The following is a 17,621-nucleotide window of genomic DNA, read 5'->3' as shown; positions in this document are numbered from 1 at the left end:
CGCTTATTCGGATATAAGGACCATAGCCTCGTAGGGGCGCAGTGCGAGGGTTCCGGTAATATGCTGTCTGCCGTCGTAATTGCCTATAAGCAGCCTTCCTGATCTTTCCTCGGGGAGTTCAAAACTGCACTCTTTGCCGCTCAGGTTCAGGACGACAAGCAGCCTTGATCCTTCGAACTCTCTCTTGTAGGCAAATACCAGGGGGTGCTCCGGCTGAATTTCCGAAAAACTGCCGTAAACAAAAACCGGGTATTCCCGTCTCAGGGAGATCAGCCTGCGATAATAATTCAGTATCGAGTCGGGGTCTTCGACCTCCCGTTTAACATTGATGGAGTGAAAATTCGGGTTTATGCTGATCCAGGGCCCGGCCTCGCTGAAACCGGCATTGTCCTGGTTGTTCCACTGCATCGGCGTCCTGGCGTTGTCCCGGCTGCACTGACGGATTCTTTTCAGGATGGATTCCGGGTTGTCCCCTGCGGCCAGTCGTTCGCGGTAGTAGTTGAGGGTTGCCACATCCCGGTAGTCCTCGATGGAGGGGAAGTCGACGTTTGTCATGCCGATCTCTTCTCCCTGCATGATAAACGGTGTCCCCTGCATCGTATGAAGCAGCGTAGCCAGCATGGTGGCGGATTCCCGGTGATAATCCCTGTCGTCACCGAAGCGGGAGACCTGCCGGGGCTGATCGTGGTTGCTCATGTAAAGGCAGTTCCAGCCCCGGCCGTCGAGTTTCTTCTGCCAGCGGGAGAAGCAGTCCTTCAGAGCCTTCAGGTCCAGGGGCAGGGGGTCAAAGGAATCCACGCCCCGATCCAGGGTAACATGCTCGAAATTGATGGCCATATCCAGGCTGCCCGTTTCTCTGTCAACATATTCTGCCACAGTGTCCAGATCGGCGATGACGGTTTCGCCCACGGTCATTACGTCCCGGTCTCCCAGGCTCTCCTGTACAAAACGGAGGTATTCATGGATTTTCGGGCCGTTGGCAAAGTATTCATGTCCCGAAAGATTTGAGCTGTCCTTTCCGTCGAGAAGTCCCGGATGTTTCGAGATCAGGTTAATGACGTCCATGCGAAAGCCGTCCACTCCCTTTTCAAGCCAGAATCGGATTATTCCCCGCACCTCGTCGCGGACTTTCGGGTTGTCCCAGTTAAGATCAGGCTGTTTGCGGGTAAAGAGGTGCAGATACCACTGGGCGGTCTTCTCATCATACTCCCACGCGGGACCTTCAAAAAAGGAGCGCCAGTTATTAGGCGGGGCCCCGGCATTCCCGGGTCGCCAGAAATAGTAATCCCGGTAGGGATTATCCAGGGACTCCCGGCTCCGGATGAACCAGGAATGTTCGTCGGAGGTATGGTTCACCACCAGGTCCATTATGAGCCGCATGCCCCGCTGATGGACCGCCGAAAGCAGCTCGTCGAAATCCTCCATGCTGCCGAACTCATCCATTATGTTCCGGTAGTCGCTGATGTCGTATCCGTTGTCGTCATTGGGAGACCGGTAAACCGGATTCAGCCAGATGGTATCCACTCCCAGATAGGAAAGGTAATCCAGCTTTTCGATTATTCCCTGAAGATCTCCGATCCCGTCGCCATTGGTATCTTTAAAGCTTCTGGGATATATCTGGTAGACAACAGCCTCTTTCCACCACCTGCGTTCCATATCTGCTCCTGGAAGGGAGAATTTGCATTCCCTGGCTGTAGTATATACAATTCATAAGGCTTTACAAGACGCTTTTTACCGGAGTATACAGGTTCCATGGATGACTTTGCCGGCATACCGCGAAACCTGCTGCCTTCTCCTGTCGGCCCCAGGACCAGGCGGCCCTTCGTTATAGCCATCGACGGTATCGGGACCTCCGGAAAGAGCAGCCGATCATATCATCTCGGGAGCGGGTCTTTTAATGAGGTAAAATAGTGTCGGGTAAACGATTCTTCAGAGCCCCGGTTCTGATCGCGGGTATCTACTTCCTGTTCGGTTTTCTCTGGATTCTTCTTTCGGATTCTCTTCTGAGCATACTGTTCCCGGATATCAGACTCTACATGAGGTTTCAAACCCTGAAGGGTTGGCTTTATGTGGTGCTTACCACCGTTCTTGTCTACGCCCTGGTTCGGGCCTATGCCGTCTACAAGGAGCGGCTTGTCGTGAGTCTGGGAGAACGGGAACGGGAAGCCAGGGCACGACTGGCAGAGAAGGAACTTCTTGTCCGGGAGGTTCACCATCGGGTAAAGAACAACATGCAGATGATTCAAAGCATGATCCAGCTTAATCTGCAGAAGGACCATACCGACCCCTCTGAATTGATGGAAGAGCTGAACGAGCGGATTTACTCCATGGCCCTGATTCACGAACAGATGTATAAAGCCGGGGATCCCGGGAAATTCTCAATCGAGGATTACCTGAATGAGCTGATAAGCAATATTCACGGCGTCAGTTTCTTCAGCGGCATTACCATACATTCCGAGATTGACCCCATCCCTCTGGAACATGACGAAGTTATTCCCTGCGGCATAATCATTAATGAAATACTGACCAATTGTTTCAAGTATGCCTTTCCGGACAGCGGAACGGGAAATATCTGGGTAAGCTTTCTGAGGGAGGGCGATAAAAAGCTGCTGGAAATCCGGGATGACGGTGTGGGTTTCGATCCGCAAAAGGAGCGTCAATCCTTCGGCCTGCAGCTCATAGAAATCCTCGCCCAACAGCTGAAGGGCGAAATCAGCATCCAGACCGGTCCGCAGGGGACCCGCTTTACCCTCGTCTTTCCCTTGGGAATAGCTTTTTCCGCCTGATACCCTGATCCTCGATACTGATTTTTCCTTCCCTGAAGAGAATCCCCGATGCCTTCTTGAAGTTCTTCTTGCTCATGTTCAGGGCGGAGGCTATATCTTCCGGGGAGCTCTTGTCGTGAAGGGGAAGAAACCCCCGCTGTTCTTCCAGGGCAGTGAGGATGGTCTCCTTGGCAGCTTCCATGGCGGCATTGAAGCCCACCGGGTTCAGGCTGCAGTCGATTCTTCCGTCTTCTCTGATCTTCTTTACTGTTCCCTTCAGGTGCTGACCTGTTTCAATATCCTGGAATATTTCGTTTTTATAGATCATTCCCCGATACCGTCCGGAGACAACGACCCCGAAGCCGATCTTGATCTCCTCAAAAATGAGCAGGTCAACCTGGTCTCCCGGATTAATTTCTGCCGGGCGGTAGTTGAAACAGGAGTCAAGCTTGCTCGTTGCAATGAGGCCCTTTTTTTCGTGGTCCAGAATGACCCGCACAACGATTTTCTCCCCAGGGTGTACCGGGCGGGTCTGTTCCCTTTTGGGAAGGAACAGGTCCTTGGGCAGCCCCCACTCAAGAAAGGCACCCCAGTCGTTGACAGTCTTGACCTTCAGAGCTGCGAACTCATCCAGACCGGCGAAGGGTTTGAGTACAGTTGCCTTGAGGCTCTCTTTTGCATCGTTGTAAACGGTAACTTCCAGTTCTCCGCCGGGTTTGCTTTTAGGGGGGAGTTCCCAGATATTCATCGGGACCTCCCGCCCTTCGACCAGCAGCATACAGCGGCCGGAACCTATGGACTTAATAACAGCGTTGACTGGGACACCTAAGGGGATCATGGGCTGAATATAGTGCATTCCCCGGGAGACTGCAATCCCTTGAGGCTACTGGGCAATCCTGATCCATTGAACCAGCATGGGGCGGCCGTCGATCTCCACCACCCCTTTAAAGAGTTCGTCCGTGGAGGTTACCGTACCAAAGCTCCAGCTGCTGTTGCGGTACTTCTCCTGGGTCATGTCTTCGTCGTCGCTCTGGTAATACATATACAGTACGGATTCACCAATCTTCAGGTCAGCCTCATTTGCCTTGCGGGAGGGCAAAACAATGTATGTCCAGTCCTTTTTACCGTCGGGATACATTACCTCCGCCTGATTGCCGGTTGCCGCCGTGGGCGCGGTAAGGATCAGCGCCGGAAGATAGCGGGCTTTTTCCCGCGCTTCGTTGCCGCTGACGGAACACAAAACCTCATCCTTGCGGAAGTCAACAGAGCCAAGGCTTGTTGCGCTTCCTCCTGCAGCTTCACCTTTTGACATGGTCCCTGAGATTTTCGATGCACCCTGTTCAATGTCGCTAAGGGTTTCACATGATGAAATAAACAGGGTGCAGCAGATCATTAGAAAAACAATAGTTTTCATGATAACTACCCCCGGTATCATTATATGACAGCTTTGGTTTATTTACAAAAAAAAGGGAAAGTTTCTTTATATTACAAAATTAGTTATATTATTCCCATGAAAGGTGTCTGGAATAAACCACGTATCGTTTTCGTAACCTGGGCTATTGTGGAGCTTGTCGGCTGGCTTGCTACACATTACTGGCCTGATCCGCGGGTAAACTGGGTGTGGCTGGTTCTTACGATAATCGGATTTATCCCCATGGTCCTCTATATGCCCATGAAGTCGGTAAAACTGCGGAAGATCATGGTCCTCTGGATAGTCGCGGTGGGTTTCGGTATGGTCGTCTCTTTTCTTGTATTCATGGTACCCCGAATCATGTGGCTGATATCCTACCTGGGGGTATTCTGGCTGCTGCTGATGGGAGTCGCTTTTCTGGTGAATGCCCGCTGGTGGACTCCTCGGCTTTTTATTATCGGCGGTGTTGTGCAGATTGCAGCGGGGCTGCTGCCGCTTTTCATTCCCGGGTTGCTCTATTATCAGTACCTGATAGCCGCCGCTGCAGGCAGCGGAGGCATGCTTATCCTGGTGCCGAACAAATAATACTTGACAATAATGATCAGAATAGTGAGGTTATAGACATGAAAAAGATTTTATTTATCGCGCTGTTGAGTGCAGCGTTCTTACCCCTCGCGGCCCAGGAAGTTGTTGATCTCTCCGGTCAGGGCCCCGGTGTAAAGGAGATCAGCGTCACCAACGAAGGCTTTGACTATATGCCGAAAGAGATCAGGGTCAAAAAGGGTGATACCATCCGGCTGACCTATACCAACGGGGGAGGTTTCCACGACTGGGTTCTCGATGAGTTCGATGCCGCGACCAAACAGATTCCTGGAGGCAGAAGCGAAACTATTGAGTTCGTTGCTGACCGGAGCGGTGAGTTCGAGTTCTACTGCAGCGTTGGTAACCACCGTGCCAGGGGCATGTGGGGAAAGTTTATTGTAGTTGAGTAGCCTCTTCATCTCTTGTGTGTGAACCGTGGGGGGAAGGTAGATCCCCCCACGGTTTTTTTTGTCCGGAGGTCTTTCCGGGTGTATCATTACAGTATGCCGGCAATCTTTAACGCCGATCTGCTGTCCCTCTTTGCGGATTTTATCGTCTTCATACACCTTTGCTACCTGGTTTTCACAGTCGGCGGAGAGGCATCCATACTCGTCGGATGGCTCCTGGGCTGGAACTGGGTGCGCAACCGGGTGTTCAGGATCATCCACCTTCTTTCGGTTCTTCTGGTTGCTTTTGAAGCGGTAATGGGTATCTGGTGCCCCCTCACCCTGTGGGAGTATCGCCTGCGGCAGGCGGCGGGGCAGTCGGCGGAAGAGGAGATCTCCTTTGTGGGCAGGCTGATACGGACGGTACTTTTCTACGATTTTCCCCCCTGGTTTTTTACCCTGCTCTATGTGGGATTCGGAGGACTTGTTCTGGTGACCCTTATTTTCGTTCCTCCCGGGAAAAAGAGAAAAGGGTAAAAAAAGAGGTGCTGTCCGTGGCTTATCCCGGACAGCACCAGAAAAGGAGGTGGTATGTGAACGAGAATCAGTCCGCCTGAGACTTTGATTTCGTGTACACATCAAAACATACGGCACCCAGAAGAACCATTCCCTTGATTGCCTGCTGCCAGTCGACGCTCACTCCCATAATGGACATACCGTTATTCAGAACACCCATAACAAGGCCTCCGACTATAGCTCCCACTACAGTCCCGATACCTCCCGATGCTGAAGCACCGCCGATAAAGCAGGCTGCAATGGCATCGAGCTCAAACATGGTTCCCGCTTTGGGGGTTGCGGCGTTCAGACGGCCGGCGACTACCATTCCGGCAACAGCGGAGAGCAGTCCCATGTTCGTATAAACCAGAAACATGACCCTCTTTGTCTTGACTCCCGACAGTTTTGCGGCCTTCTCGTTTCCTCCCAGGGCGTAGATGTGCCGGCCGAAGATGGTTTTCTGGGTAATAAAGGTATAGATAAGTACAAGGCCGAAAAGTACAACCATTACGACGGGAATCCCGTTGTAGAGGGCCAGACTGAGGGTCAGCCAGTTGATGGCGGCCACCACGATAAGGGCGCGGATCGTCTCGAAGCCGGTGGGAAGAACCTCAAAGCCGTACTTTTTCTGGTTGCGGCGATTAACGGCGATTCCCAGTATGAACAGGGCGGACAGTACAATTCCCGTTAGAACGGCAATCATATTGAATCCGCCGATGCTTAAGCCCTCTCCCGAGATATAGCCCGCGGCAATGGCCTGGAAGGATTTCTCAAAGGGTGCCTTTGTCTGTCCCTTCAGGATAACCATGGTCAGGCCCCGGAAAATAAGCATGCCCGCCAGGGTTACGATAAAAGGGGGTATCCGCAGGTAGGCAATGAAGACCCCGTGAAAAGCCCCGACGGCGATTCCTATTAAAAGGGCTATCAGAATTGCAGGGAGCACGGGCATGTTCCAGTCGACCATCATTACGGCAGAGACGGCACCAACGAAGGCAACGACGGACCCGACCGAGAGGTCGATGTTTCCGGTGAGGATACACAGCAGCATCCCCACGGCGAGAATGAGTACATAGCTGTTCTGCAGTATAAGATTGGTAACGTTGGCCGGTTTCAGAAGAATCCCGCCGGTAACAATCTGAAAGAAGAACATGATAACGACAAGGGCCAGCACCATACCGTACTGGCGAATATTTGATTTAAAGTACTGTTTGAGGCTGTCCATGGCTGATTTCCTTGCTCTGGTTTTGATGGCTCATGATTATCTTCATGATACTTTCCTGGCTGGCTTTCTGCCTGTCAAGTTCTCCCGCAATTTCTCCGCCGGCGACAACATATATACGGTCGCACATACCCAGGAGCTCGGGCATTTCCGAGGAGATCATGATGATCGATTTTCCTTCCGCAGCCAGCTGGTTGATTATCTGGTATATCTCGTATTTGGCGCCCACGTCGATTCCCCGGGTAGGTTCATCCAGTATGAGCACTTCCGGCTCCAGCATTATCCATTTACCCAGGACAACCTTCTGCTGGTTTCCCCCCGAGAGGTTGTCGACGTTCTGATCAATCCCTGAGCATTTTATGCTGATCTTTTTCCGGTATTTTTCCGCCGAAAGGACCTCTTCCGAGGAGTTGACCATGCCGCTGTTGCTCAGATTCTTCAGGGATGGGAGGGACAGATTATGGCGTATATCGTCGATAAGAATGAGCCCGTAACCCTTCCGGTCTTCGGTAACGTAGGCGATGCCGTTGTCAATGGCGTCGCTGACGCTGTTCATGACAATCTCACTCCCGTTTAAAAGGATCTGCCCGCTGTGTCGCTTTCCATAGGATTTTCCGAAGAGGCTCATCACCAGTTCGGTACGTCCGGCTCCCATGAGTCCCGCGAAACCTACAACCTCTCCCTTTCTGACATTGAAGTTCGCCTTGTTTATGACCAGCCGGTTTTCGTGCTGGGGATGATAGAAACTCCAGTTCCGGACTTCAAAGACGGTTTGACCGACTTGCGTTTCCCGTTCGGGAAAGCGGTTCGTCAGTTCCCGGCCAACCATGCTTTTGATTATACGGTCTTCGTCGATCTCGTCGTTACCTTTTATGAGATTATCGATGACCCTGCCGTCCCGGATTACCGTGATTGCGTCGGCGACCTTTTCGACCTCCTTGAGTTTATGGGAGATCAGAATGGAGGTGATACCTTCGCTTTTAAGCTGAATGAGAAGATCCAGGAGCTGGTTGCTCTCTTTATCATTCAGGGCGGCGGTGGGCTCGTCCAGAATCAGCAGCTTTACATTCTTGGCCAGGGCCTTGGCAATCTCCACCAGCTGCTGTTTTCCCACGCCGATATTTCCCACAAGGGTCGCCGGGTTCTCATCCAGCCCGACGGTTGCAAGGAGTTCCCGGGCCCGGGAGGATGTTTTGAACCAGTCTATTATATTGTTTTTTGCCTGTTCGTTTCCGAGAAAGATATTTTCCGCAATGGAGAGGTAGGGAATAAGGGCCAGCTCCTGATGAATTATTACAATGCCCAGGCGTTCGCTTTCCCTGATATCCCTGAAACGGCACTCCTCCCCGTTCAGGAAAATCTCTCCCTCATAGCTGCCGTAGGGATACACCCCGCTCAGGACCTTCATGAGGGTGGATTTGCCGGCTCCGTTTTCTCCCACCAGGGCGTGTATCTCTCTGTTGTTGACCTGCATTGTTACCTGGTCCAGGGCGGTTATACCGGGAAACCTCTTGGTTATCCGGCGCATTTCCAGATGAATATCTGCCATACTCTTGCCTTCGTGATTCCGGAATATACCGGAAGAATATACAGTGAAACCGGCGGCACCAGTGCCGCCGGTCGTTTTATCGGATTCTTTTTAGAACATGTCCTTGGTATAGTATCCGGTAGCAATAAGGGCTTCTTCCCAGTTGCTCTTGTCTACAGAGACCGGCTGTTCCAGGTAAGAAGGAACGACCTTTACACCGTTATCGTAGGTTTTGGTGTCGTTGACTTCTGCCTTTTTACCCTGCAGTACGGCATCGACCATGTCGGCAGCGCGCTGTGCCAGAACCCGGGTGTCCTTGAAGACTGTCTGGGCCTGTTCCCCCGCCAGGATGGATTTTACGGAAGGAAGCTCCGCATCCTGTCCGGTTACAACGGGCATCGGTTTGGAGCTGCCGTAACCGACGCTCTTCAGGGAAGAGAGAATACCGATGGATATTCCGTCGTAGGGGCTGAGGACTGCATCCACATTGGCGCCGGAGTAGTGGGCGGTAAGGATGTTGTCCATGCGCTGCTGAGCAGTGGCACCGTCCCAGCGCAGAGTTGCAACCTGGTCGAATTCAGTCTGTCCGCTGCGGATTACCAGCTGGCCCTTGTCGATGTAGGGCTGGAGCTTGGACATGGCGCCGTTGAAGAAGAAGTATGCATTGTTGTCGTCGGGGGATCCTGCGAAGATCTCGATGTTGTAGGGGCCCTTGCCCTCTTTGAGTCCCAGACTTTCGACAATGTAGTCTCCCTGAAGCACGCCCACCAGAAAGTTGTCGAAGGTGGCGTAGTAGCTTACATGGGGGGAGTTGCGGATAAGGCGGTCGTAGGCGATAACGGGAATATCCTGGGCCGCTGCTTTTTCCAGTACGTTGGTAAGGGATTCGCCATCGATGGAGGCTATTACCAGTACATCCGCGCCCTTGACGATCATGTTCTCAAGCTGGTTTACCTGAGCGTCGATGTTGTCTTCGGCGTACTGCAGGTCGACTTTGTAGCCCCGTTCCTCGAGGATGTCCTTCATGTTGCCGCCGTCCTGGATCCAACGCTGGGAGGACTGGGTAGGCATGGCGATACCTACAACCTTCTGATCCCCTTCCTTCTGACCTTCAGCCACCAGCATTGAAGCTGCAAGGCCGATGATGACGAGAATTGCCAGTGCTTGTACAATTCGCTTCATAAAAACTCCTTTTAAGAAAGATAGTATCATAATCCATCGATCACAGGACCGACAGTATGATCTCGTGTGTACGTTCACGCACGCGTGTAATAAAAAAACGCTCGCAAACGATGTTCGTTTGCTTACGAATATGAATAAATCCTATCATTGGTTACCTCAGCCGTCAACAAAAAGTTTTGTTTCTTATCGTTTATTTTCATTTCCCGGGGAACACGGAGTTTTTGATTGTCAAGAGAGCTGCAATCCCGTATAGTAATGACCAGTTTGTCATGTTTGCAGTTGAACGAAACCGGATTATAAAGAACTTTCTCAGGGAAAACCGACAGGTGGAGGTCCACGCCCTGAGCTCCATGCTCAATGTTTCGGAGGTGACCATCCGACGGGACCTGGAAAAACTGGAGCGGGACGGTATCCTGACCCGTACCCACGGCGGCGCTGTTCTGCGGGAGATCGAGGAATCTGTTCAGGTCGAGAAAAATCCTGATGTATCCCAGGACTCCCGGGAAATCGCTTCGGTTGCCCTCAACATGATAGAAGACGGGGACGTCATAATGCTCACAGGGGGCGATATCTGCGACTGTATCGCCCGGCGCATAGTCGAAAAGAACGGGATTACAGTCCTCACAAACTATATCCCCGTGGCCACGGAAATCGCCCGGCAGCCCGCCAACCGGGTGGTCCTCCTGGGAGGAGACGTGGCGGATGACGGCAGGTCCCTTTACGGCTCCCTCTCGGTGGCCAACCTGCGCCGCTTTCATGTGAACCGGCTGTTTGCCGAGGTCGAAGGCATCGATGAGAACCTGGAGGTAAGCGTAGCAAGCCATGAAAAGGCGGAGCTTATAGAGGCGGCCATGGAGTCGGCGGAAGAGAAGATTCTCCTCTGCCTGGGGGATAATTTCAACCGGAATGCCTTTTTTCGCCTGGGGAGCCTGAAGCTTGCGGACAAGGTTATAACGAATCCATCCATTTCCGATGAGTATAAGCATCAGATTTTTGTGCGAAACATCCAGCTGCATACTTCCATCAATGTTTTTGAGGGTAGGGTATAGACGGTGAGTTCTCCGCTGCTGGTACTGGAAAATATCAGTAAGAACTTCGACAATGAGTTTCTTCTGGACTCCATCGATCTCGATCTGTTACCGGGGGAAGTCCACGTAATAATCGGTGAGAACGGATCCGGTAAATCAGCCCTCATGAAGATTGTCAGCGGCCTCTATTCCAGGGATTCAGGTTCCATCCGTCTGAAGGGTGAGGAGATAGAGTTCGATTCCTTCCACGCCGCCCGCAAGGGGGGAATCTTCTATCAGCACCAGGACAATCAGCTCTTCGGAAACCTGAGTGTTGCGGAGAATGTCTTCTTTGACCGCTATGCCAGGGAAGGCCGCCTGTGCCGCTACTTCAGCCGGTCCCGTACCGAGCTTGAATGCGCGGAGCTTCTGAGGTACTTCGGCATCGATTTCAACCCCGCCCTGCGGGTAAGCCGCCTGGGCTACGCGGAACGGCAGCTTCTTTCTGCGGTAAAGGCCTATGTCTCCGGAGCGGAGGTGGTGATCTTTGATGAACCCACTGCCGCCATGGGAGAGATCGAGCGCAACCTCTTTTTCAAGATCCTCGAGGAGCTCAAGGAGAGGGTGGAGGGAATTTTCTACATCTCCCACAGAATGGACGAGATCAGACGGGTGGGTGACCGGGTAACGGTGATTCACAAGGGCCGGGTTGTTTCGACAAACCGGGTCCACGAGATCGACAAGACTACCCTGGTGGGCATGATGATAGAGGACCCCCACCGGGAGCGCTATCCCCGTCTCTCCCTGCGTCCCGGGGGGACGATTATGGAGGTGAGGGAACTCTCCAGCGAACCGATACTCCATTCCGTCTCCTTTTCCCTGCGCAGACAGGAGATTTTGGGAATTACCGGTCTCATGGGCTCCGGGAGGACTCTCTTGAGCAACTGCCTATTCGGCCTGGCTCCCTATGACGGGGGTGAGATAATTCTCCACGGAAGGCAGGTCCGGTTCAATCATCCCCTTGATGCCATGCAGAGCGGAGTAATCCTGGTTCCGGAAAACCGGTCGGAGAACGGCATATTCCCGCCCCTGAACCTGATAACCAACCTGACCATCGCCACCCTGTCGCGCTTTCTGAACAGCCTGGCTCTGAACGAGCTGTACATGCGCCAGCTGACGGGGGAATATATCCGGCGTCTGGGTATCCTCCCGGGGCAGTTCAAGGACATCCTGCGTTTCTATTCCGGGGGTAACCAGCAGAAGGTTCTTCTGTCCCGTTCCTTCATGTGCAGGGCGGGGATTTACATAATGGACGAACCGACCCGGGGTGTGGATGCCGCGGCCAAAGTGGATATATACAACTCAATAAACGATCTTATCGGCAAGGGGGCCTCGGTGATTCTGATCTCCTCGGAGATCGAAGAGATCCTCGGAATGTGCGACCGGGTTCTGGTGCTCGCAGGCGGGCGGATCGCCTGTGACCTGCCCCGGGAAGAGGCGACCAAGGAGATCATCCTCGATTACGCCACCTCGGAAGAGTAGGCTTTTATTTTCTCGCCGCCTCGCGACCGGCGATGCGGCCGAAGATCACCGCGTCTGCCAGGGAGTTTCCCCCCAGGCGGTTGTTTCCGTGGATTCCCCCCGTCGCCTCTCCGGCGGCATACAAACCGGGGATCGCTTTTCCGTCGGAGTCCCGCAGCACCCGGGTGTGATCGTCGATTGCAAGACCTCCCATACAGTAGTGTACTCCCGGCGATACCTTGATGCCGTAGTAGGGTGGTGTATCAAGGGGAATACTGAGCCCGCTCCTGCCGTAGGGGTCATCCAGACCGGAGTGGTGTATCCTGTTGTAGTTTTCCAGCTCCCCGGAAAAGAGGGGAGGGTCGATCCCCAGCTTACCGGCGAGTTCTTCAGGGGTATCTGCGCTTTTTACCAGGTTGCGTTGGATATAATTCTCCGCCGCCGACAGGGACCTGCGGACCCTGTCGTCAAAAACAAGATAGGCTGTTCCGTTACGCCGCTCCAGGATCCTGGCACTCAAGATGTCCCGGAAGGCCAGTTCGTCGGTAAAGCGGCGGCCCATAAGGTCCACGAGGATTCCTCCGTTTCCCCGCAGGGCCTCGGTTATCAGGATTCCGTGGTCCGGTTCCACCGTGGGATGGGCCTGGATCTGGTCCATGTCCACCATTCGGGCGCCTATATCTTCTGCCAGGGGAATGTAGTCCCCGGTAGCCCCGGGATGGTTGGTCGTATTGAATCCCGCCAGGGCGGGATTGTAGCGAACGAAGGTGCGGGGACTGCCGCCGTAGCCGCCTGTGGCCAGAACCAGGGCGGAACTGAGTATCCGGTATTCCCTGCCGGTCTTGTCCCGCACCAGGGCCCCTTTTACGCCGTCTCCTTTGCGGATAAGGCCTGTAATGCGTGTCTCCAGCCGGATCGGTATCCCCCGTTCCTTCAGGGCTTCTTCCAGCACCCGTACAATTTCAGTTCCCACGGGGGCTCCTCCGGTGGGCCGGTGGGTCCTGGGCGCGCTGTGGCCGGCGAGGTAGCCCACATCTTCCAGATCCGCCCCCAGGGCCCGGAGCCGGCTGACCGCCTCCTTCGCCTGCTCCACGAGTATCTCCGCCAGAACCGGATTGTTGGTCCTGTGTCCCGCCTGAAGGGTATCTTCCAGGTGGGATTCAAGGCTGTCTGAAATTCCGAGCTTTTCCTGTACCTCAGATTCCGCGGCGTTCATTCCGCCGGTTGCCCGGATGGTGTTTCCCCCGATGGTGGGCATCTTTTCGATAACCAGGACCGAAGCCCCTTCAGCCTCGGCCTCGAGGGCGGCAAAAAGGCCGGCGGCACCGGCCCCGACCACCAGGACGTCATACTTTTCCGGCCTGCCCAGAAGAAAGAAGATCCCCGCCAGAAGGAGACCTGCCACCAGGCTAGTGAGAAGCTTTCTTTTGTTCATTATTTCCGGCTCCTTCGGTATCGGTGCATGGGTCTTCCAACGTGACCGTAAACCGGCGACATTTCAAGCAGGCCGTCGGCGAGCATGCTTTCAAGGTAACGGCGCACTGTCACCCGGGCAAGGCCCGCCTCTTCGGCAATGTCCCGGGCGCTGAAGTCGTCTTCGTGTTTTTCAATGATCTCCTTTACCATGCTGTAGGTCTGGGCCCCCATTCCTTTTTCAGGAAGGGGCTCTGCCTGTACGCGGCCGCCGGAACGGATAAGACTGTCCAGCTGGCTCTGGTCAAGATCCGAGCTTCCGGAGTCCTGTATTTTTGATATACGCTCCCGGGCCCGGAGGACGGCTTCGCTGAAGCGGTCAAACTCAAAGGGCTTGATCAGGTAGTCCACCGCCCCCAGTGCCAGGGTCTGTTCCACCGTACGGGGAGTTTTGTCTGCGGTTATCATGATCGCTGCAGCCGCGTTTCCCCTGGCCCGTTCCTCCTGGAGAAAATCCACCCCCGTCTTATCGGGGAAATAGACGTCCACCAGCATAAGTTCGAAGTCGTTTTCCCGGCAGAGCCTGTGGGCCTCATCGATGGTTCCGGCGCATAGGACATGGAAATCTGGGGATATCTGTTTCAGAAAGCGGCTGGTTATCGAGCTGACCATGGGGTCATCTTCCAGGATGAGAATCTTCATTATGCCTGCCTCTCCTTCGAGCCGGGAATGTCCAGATCCACCGAGGTACCGTGGACTCCGTCTATCTGAATTGTTCCGCCCAGGCGGTCGATTATCTCCTTTACCAGGGCGAGTCCTATTCCGCGGGAATCCCCCTTGGTGGAGACTCCCCGCCGGAAGAGGCTTTCCCGGATATGGTCGGGGATTCCCCGTCCATTATCTTCCACGCAGCACTGCAGGGAATGTTCCCCCTCGTAGATGCCGACGAAGATCTCTCCTCCCTCTTTTCCCCTGAGCTCTTCGTAGGCATTTTCCAGCAGATTCCCAAGGATGGTGGAGAGATCCTGGGGAGTAATAAAGGGGGAGGATGAGGAGAGGCAGGATTCTTCGTCGATGGTAACGGAGATGCGGGCCTCTGCAGCGCGGTTGTACTTTGACAGCAGAAGCCCCGCTATGGCGGGTTCCCGTATCCTGTGGGTCAACACCGCTGTAAGCTCTCCCCGGTGCCCGGCGGCATCGGAGATAAAACGCAGGGCCTCGTCGTACTCCTTCAGCTGAATCAGGCCAGAAATGCTGTGGAGCTTGTTCAGAAATTCATGATTCTGGGCCCTGAGGGCGCTGGTCAGCTGCCGCATTCCGGTAAGCTCCTCGGCCCGACGTCGGGCCTCCGTCAGGTCTTCAAAAACGGTAACCCGTCCCGCCTCCTCCTTGTGGTGATCGATTACCGGATAGCTGCGGCAGAGGAGAACCCGTCCGTTCCTGCTCTGGTACTCCCGGGGTCCTTCTTCAAAGGGCCCGATGCGGATGTCCTTATCCTCCGGCGAGAGCCCCAGGAGTTTCCGCGCAGCGGGATTGATCATGCTCGTCGAGCCGTCCTGGTCGGAAAAGACGACTCCCAGGTCAAAGGTGGAGAGGATAAGATCCTGCTGGGTAAGGAGGCGGGCGATCTCCACCGGTTCAAGACCGAAGATGCTCTTCTTGATGTTTGTCGACAGCAGCCGGGCCAGGACAATTCCGCAGCCCAGGGTAATCAGGGCCACCGCAGCGATTATCATGATGTTCCGTCGGTTTTCCTGGTAGATCCGTCCATAGGAAAGCTCAACCAGTACGGCCCCCGACAGAATACCCCGGTGGTAGATCGGGGCTGCCGCCTGGAAGGAGGGGGAGGTAAGGCTTCGTTCCTCACGCCGGGCCGCCTCGCCTGATTCCAGAACCATCCGAAGCAGAGGATTCCCTGTTCTTTTGCCGATTTCCGACTCCAGGGAATGGGCGTAGATGAGCCCCTCGACGTTTGCAATCTGGATGGACTGAATGCGGGTATGCAGCCGGATCCGTTCCATCTCCCGCTGAATGATTATATCCCCATTGGGGCTGCTGATGTTCTCCCGGATCTGCGCCGCCCTGCTCAGGGTTTCCGCCAGGTCCATGGCCTGGCTGCTCATCTGAAAGCGGAGGGAATCGAGCCACTGGCTGAGAAAAAAGAAGGAGGTTATAAAAACCGTACAAATCAGTATGAGGATGATAAAGAGGGAGATCTTCCGGCTGAGTTTCATGTTCCCCGCCAGTGTACTTAAAACTGCCATAATAGAAAATAGATGACCGGGGCCCCGGGGCCCCGGCCCGTGTTTATCCTGTTTTCCGGCAGGTATTATTTACCTTCAGCAGCGCTTTTGCCTGCGATGCGTCCGAAGATTGTAATGTCCGCCATGGCGTTGCCGCCGAGACGGTTGGCGCCGTGGACTCCTCCTGTAACCTCACCGGCGGCGTAGAGTCCGGGAACGGCCTTTCCGTCCTTATTGATGACCCGGGCTTCGGTATCGATCTTGATTCCGCCCATGGTGTGGTGGACCGCGGGCCCCACCTCTACCATGTAATAGGGCGCCTGGGTCAGCTGCCGGGCCATGCTGGCTCTGCCGAAATCGGCATCCGTACCGGAGGCTACATAGGAGTTGTAGGTTTCAACTGTCTCCGCCAGAACTGTGGCATCAATGTCCATGCTTGCCGCCAGTTCCTCAAGGCTTGCTCCTTCGGTAAGAAGTCCGCTCCTGGCGTATTTCTCGATGGCCGCCAGGGACTCCCGTACGCCCTGGTCGAAGAGCAGGAAGGCTGTTCCTCCCTTCTGGGCCAGCTCGGCGTCGGATACGACATCCCGGGTTTCAAGCTCGGAGACAAAGCGCACTCCGTCACGGTTGACCAGGATGGCTCCGTTACCCCGGACCGCCTCGGTGATCATGGTGTTCTTGACCGGGACAACCGTGGGATGGGTCTGGATCTGTTCGATATCCACCAGGGCGACATTCAGGTCCTTTACCAGATCCAGGGCATCACCGGTGGCGCCGGGATGGTTGGTGGTGCCAAAGCCTTCCAGTTCGGGTTTGTACCGGACGATCTTTTCGGGGCTGGCGCCGAAACCGCCGGTTGCCAGAATTACCGCCTTCGCGTTTATGGTATAGCTTCCCTCGGGGGATTCGACCTTTACTCCGGTAACGCTGCCGTTCTGACTTACCAGGGCGACTGCCCTGTTATCCAGCAGTATTTCGACGCCTGCGGCTTCGGCAACCTTCTGCAGGGTACCCGCAATGTGGGCTCCAACGGCTTTACCGCCCTTGGGCCGGTGGGCGCGGTTAACCGAGGCGCCTCCCAGGCGTCCAACGTCGCTCAGATCCGCTCCCAGGTCGGTGAGCCATGCGACTGTGTCTGCCGAGCGGGAGGTCAGGACTTTTACCAGGTCGGGATTGTTGATGTTCTTTCCGCCCTTCATGGTGTCTTCAAAGAAGAGCTCCGCCGAATCCTCGATTCCCTGCTCCTTCTGAAAGCTGGTTTCAGCGGCGTTGAGTCCTCCGGTGGCGTAATTGGTGTTACCCCCGGCAACGGCCATCTTTTCAATGATTATCACGGTAGCGCCGGCATTCTTTGCCTCGATGGCCGCGGAGAGCCCCGCTCCGCCGGAACCGACAACAGCCACGTCCACGCTGATGTCCCGGGCGCCTGTGCGCTCTTTTTCTGCCCCCTGGGGTGCCGCTTCGCCGGTGCGGGCCTTGGCAAGGGCTGCCTGAATGGCGGTGATTACGCCGGCGGAGGTCTCCGTTGCGCCGCTGATGCTGTCAATTTCACCGCTGTTCTTCTCGATGGCGGTATCGATAAGCTTGTTGATGGCGGGAAGACTGAAATCCGATTCCGGGTTCTCAGTGATTGTGATATCGGTAATGGATTTGTCGTCCACCGAAACTTCAAGACGAATCGTTCCGCCGTGACCTTCTCCCTCTCCGGTGTAGGTGCCTGCCGTATAGACAGCGCTCCCGCAGGAGGCGAGAAGGGCAATCAGAACTACAGTACAAACGGTCGATGCAATACGGATCTTTCTCATCCTT

Annotated in this window: 17 protein-coding genes; 7 read left to right on the top strand and 10 right to left on the bottom strand. The window is 54.7% G+C overall.

Annotated features, from left to right (window positions below):
• Nucleotides 1–3: 3 nt before the first annotated feature.
• On the bottom strand, nucleotides 4–1,656 hold the full coding sequence (locus B4O97_RS15760; RefSeq protein WP_083052294.1) for a glycoside hydrolase family 13 protein: 1,653 nt from the start codon (nucleotides 1,654–1,656) through the stop codon (nucleotides 4–6).
• A 96-nt stretch (nucleotides 1,657–1,752) separates the two neighbouring features.
• On the opposite strand from B4O97_RS15760, the gene B4O97_RS19535 reads away from it, so the two are divergent.
• Both B4O97_RS19535 and B4O97_RS15755 read left to right on the top strand, forming a co-directional pair.
• A complete protein-coding gene (locus B4O97_RS19535; RefSeq protein WP_158084341.1) occupies nucleotides 1,753–1,911 on the top strand; it encodes a hypothetical protein in 159 nt (52 codons plus the stop codon).
• Nucleotides 1,911–2,786 carry a sensor histidine kinase gene (locus B4O97_RS15755; RefSeq protein WP_083052292.1) on the top strand — a complete coding sequence of 292 codons (876 nt, stop codon included), beginning with the start codon at nucleotides 1,911–1,913 and terminating at the stop codon, nucleotides 2,784–2,786. The genes B4O97_RS19535 and B4O97_RS15755 overlap by 1 nt, the downstream gene beginning before the upstream one ends.
• Here the strand turns inward: B4O97_RS15755 and B4O97_RS15750 are convergent.
• Nucleotides 2,746–3,513 carry a CvfB family protein gene (locus B4O97_RS15750; protein ID WP_158084340.1) on the bottom strand — a complete coding sequence of 256 codons (768 nt, stop codon included), beginning with the start codon at nucleotides 3,511–3,513 and terminating at the stop codon, nucleotides 2,746–2,748. The genes B4O97_RS15755 and B4O97_RS15750 overlap by 41 nt on opposite strands.
• A gap of 135 nt (nucleotides 3,514–3,648) precedes the next feature.
• Entirely contained in the window at nucleotides 3,649–4,179 is a 531-nt protein-coding gene (locus B4O97_RS15745; protein ID WP_143305751.1) for a hypothetical protein, read from the bottom strand.
• A 96-nt stretch (nucleotides 4,180–4,275) separates the two neighbouring features.
• Here B4O97_RS15745 and B4O97_RS15740 point away from each other — a divergent pair, with 96 nt between their 5' ends.
• The 3 genes from B4O97_RS15740 (at nucleotide 4,276) to B4O97_RS15730 (ending at nucleotide 5,681) form a co-directional block, all read left to right on the top strand.
• Nucleotides 4,276–4,761: a hypothetical protein gene (locus tag B4O97_RS15740; protein ID WP_143305749.1), complete on the top strand. Its 486-nt coding sequence runs from the start codon at nucleotides 4,276–4,278 to the stop codon at nucleotides 4,759–4,761.
• Between the two features lie 38 nt (nucleotides 4,762–4,799).
• Nucleotides 4,800–5,168, top strand: a complete 369-nt coding sequence (locus tag B4O97_RS15735; RefSeq protein ID WP_083052286.1) for a cupredoxin domain-containing protein — start codon at nucleotides 4,800–4,802, stop codon at nucleotides 5,166–5,168.
• Nucleotides 5,169–5,246: 78 nt separating this feature from the next.
• Nucleotides 5,247–5,681: a DUF2784 domain-containing protein gene (locus tag B4O97_RS15730; protein WP_143305747.1), complete on the top strand. Its 435-nt coding sequence runs from the start codon at nucleotides 5,247–5,249 to the stop codon at nucleotides 5,679–5,681.
• A gap of 67 nt (nucleotides 5,682–5,748) precedes the next feature.
• Here the strand turns inward: B4O97_RS15730 and mmsB are convergent, their stop codons facing one another.
• The 3 genes from mmsB to chvE all read right to left on the bottom strand — a co-directional run bounded on the left by mmsB (nucleotide 5,749) and on the right by chvE (nucleotide 9,628).
• Nucleotides 5,749–6,921 (bottom strand): multiple monosaccharide ABC transporter permease, encoded by a 1,173-nt coding sequence (gene mmsB / locus B4O97_RS15725; RefSeq protein WP_083052283.1) that lies wholly within the window; start codon nucleotides 6,919–6,921, stop codon nucleotides 5,749–5,751.
• Nucleotides 6,896–8,467, bottom strand: coding sequence for a multiple monosaccharide ABC transporter ATP-binding protein (gene mmsA, locus B4O97_RS15720; RefSeq protein ID WP_083052282.1), 1,572 nt, complete (start codon nucleotides 8,465–8,467; stop codon nucleotides 6,896–6,898). Before mmsA ends, mmsB begins: the two co-directional genes overlap by 26 nt.
• Nucleotides 8,468–8,557: 90 nt before the next feature.
• Nucleotides 8,558–9,628 (bottom strand): multiple monosaccharide ABC transporter substrate-binding protein, encoded by a 1,071-nt coding sequence (gene chvE, locus B4O97_RS15715; protein WP_083052281.1) that lies wholly within the window; start codon nucleotides 9,626–9,628, stop codon nucleotides 8,558–8,560.
• 269 nt (nucleotides 9,629–9,897) lie between these two features.
• Between chvE and B4O97_RS15710 the strand changes: the two genes are divergently transcribed.
• Nucleotides 9,898–10,677 (top strand): DeoR/GlpR family DNA-binding transcription regulator, encoded by a 780-nt coding sequence (locus tag B4O97_RS15710; RefSeq protein ID WP_083052279.1) that lies wholly within the window; start codon nucleotides 9,898–9,900, stop codon nucleotides 10,675–10,677.
• 3 nt (nucleotides 10,678–10,680) lie between these two features.
• On the top strand, nucleotides 10,681–12,177 hold the full coding sequence (locus tag B4O97_RS15705) for a sugar ABC transporter ATP-binding protein (RefSeq protein WP_233143081.1): 1,497 nt from the start codon (nucleotides 10,681–10,683) through the stop codon (nucleotides 12,175–12,177).
• A 4-nt stretch (nucleotides 12,178–12,181) separates the two neighbouring features.
• On the opposite strand, the gene B4O97_RS15700 is transcribed toward B4O97_RS15705, so the two are convergent.
• The 4 genes from B4O97_RS15700 to B4O97_RS15685 all read right to left on the bottom strand — a co-directional run bounded on the left by B4O97_RS15700 (nucleotide 12,182) and on the right by B4O97_RS15685 (nucleotide 17,617).
• Complete coding sequence (locus B4O97_RS15700) at nucleotides 12,182–13,591, bottom strand: flavocytochrome c (protein ID WP_083052278.1); 1,410 nt, start codon at nucleotides 13,589–13,591, stop codon at nucleotides 12,182–12,184.
• Nucleotides 13,591–14,271 (bottom strand): response regulator, encoded by a 681-nt coding sequence (locus B4O97_RS15695; RefSeq protein WP_083052276.1) that lies wholly within the window; start codon nucleotides 14,269–14,271, stop codon nucleotides 13,591–13,593. The genes B4O97_RS15700 and B4O97_RS15695 overlap by 1 nt, the downstream gene beginning before the upstream one ends.
• Nucleotides 14,271–15,803, bottom strand: a complete 1,533-nt coding sequence (locus tag B4O97_RS15690; protein WP_158084339.1) for an ATP-binding protein — start codon at nucleotides 15,801–15,803, stop codon at nucleotides 14,271–14,273. Before B4O97_RS15690 ends, B4O97_RS15695 begins: the two co-directional genes overlap by 1 nt.
• Nucleotides 15,804–15,898: 95 nt before the next feature.
• Nucleotides 15,899–17,617 (bottom strand): flavocytochrome c, encoded by a 1,719-nt coding sequence (locus tag B4O97_RS15685; RefSeq protein WP_083052267.1) that lies wholly within the window; start codon nucleotides 17,615–17,617, stop codon nucleotides 15,899–15,901.
• Nucleotides 17,618–17,621: the final 4 nt, after the last annotated feature.

Source organism: Marispirochaeta aestuarii (genome assembly GCF_002087085.1).
GTDB lineage: Bacteria > Spirochaetota > Spirochaetia > JC444 > Marispirochaetaceae > Marispirochaeta > Marispirochaeta aestuarii.
Note: the sequence above shows the minus strand (reverse complement) of the source record. Positions and strands in the feature narration are given on the sequence as shown.

Excerpts from the sequence above, each read along its gene's own strand:
- B4O97_RS15750 (WP_158084340.1), bottom strand. The coding sequence starts at position 3,513 with ATGAATATCTGGGAACTCCCCCCTAAAAGCAAACCCGGCGGAGAACTG.
- B4O97_RS15735 (WP_083052286.1), top strand. The coding sequence starts at position 4,800 with ATGAAAAAGATTTTATTTATCGCGCTGTTGAGTGCAGCGTTCTTACCC.
- mmsB (WP_083052283.1), bottom strand. The coding sequence starts at position 6,921 with ATGGACAGCCTCAAACAGTACTTTAAATCAAATATTCGCCAGTACGGT.
- B4O97_RS15700 (WP_083052278.1), bottom strand. The coding sequence starts at position 13,591 with ATGAACAAAAGAAAGCTTCTCACTAGCCTGGTGGCAGGTCTCCTTCTG.
- mmsA (WP_083052282.1), bottom strand. The coding sequence starts at position 8,467 with ATGGCAGATATTCATCTGGAAATGCGCCGGATAACCAAGAGGTTTCCC.
- B4O97_RS15745 (WP_143305751.1), bottom strand. The coding sequence starts at position 4,179 with ATGAAAACTATTGTTTTTCTAATGATCTGCTGCACCCTGTTTATTTCA.
- B4O97_RS15690 (WP_158084339.1), bottom strand. The coding sequence starts at position 15,803 with ATGAAACTCAGCCGGAAGATCTCCCTCTTTATCATCCTCATACTGATT.
- B4O97_RS19535 (WP_158084341.1), top strand. The coding sequence starts at position 1,753 with ATGGATGACTTTGCCGGCATACCGCGAAACCTGCTGCCTTCTCCTGTC.
- B4O97_RS15685 (WP_083052267.1), bottom strand. The coding sequence starts at position 17,617 with ATGAGAAAGATCCGTATTGCATCGACCGTTTGTACTGTAGTTCTGATT.
- chvE (WP_083052281.1), bottom strand. The coding sequence starts at position 9,628 with ATGAAGCGAATTGTACAAGCACTGGCAATTCTCGTCATCATCGGCCTT.
- B4O97_RS15695 (WP_083052276.1), bottom strand. The coding sequence starts at position 14,271 with ATGAAGATTCTCATCCTGGAAGATGACCCCATGGTCAGCTCGATAACC.
- B4O97_RS15740 (WP_143305749.1), top strand. The coding sequence starts at position 4,276 with ATGAAAGGTGTCTGGAATAAACCACGTATCGTTTTCGTAACCTGGGCT.
- B4O97_RS15760 (WP_083052294.1), bottom strand. The coding sequence starts at position 1,656 with ATGGAACGCAGGTGGTGGAAAGAGGCTGTTGTCTACCAGATATATCCC.
- B4O97_RS15710 (WP_083052279.1), top strand. The coding sequence starts at position 9,898 with ATGTTTGCAGTTGAACGAAACCGGATTATAAAGAACTTTCTCAGGGAA.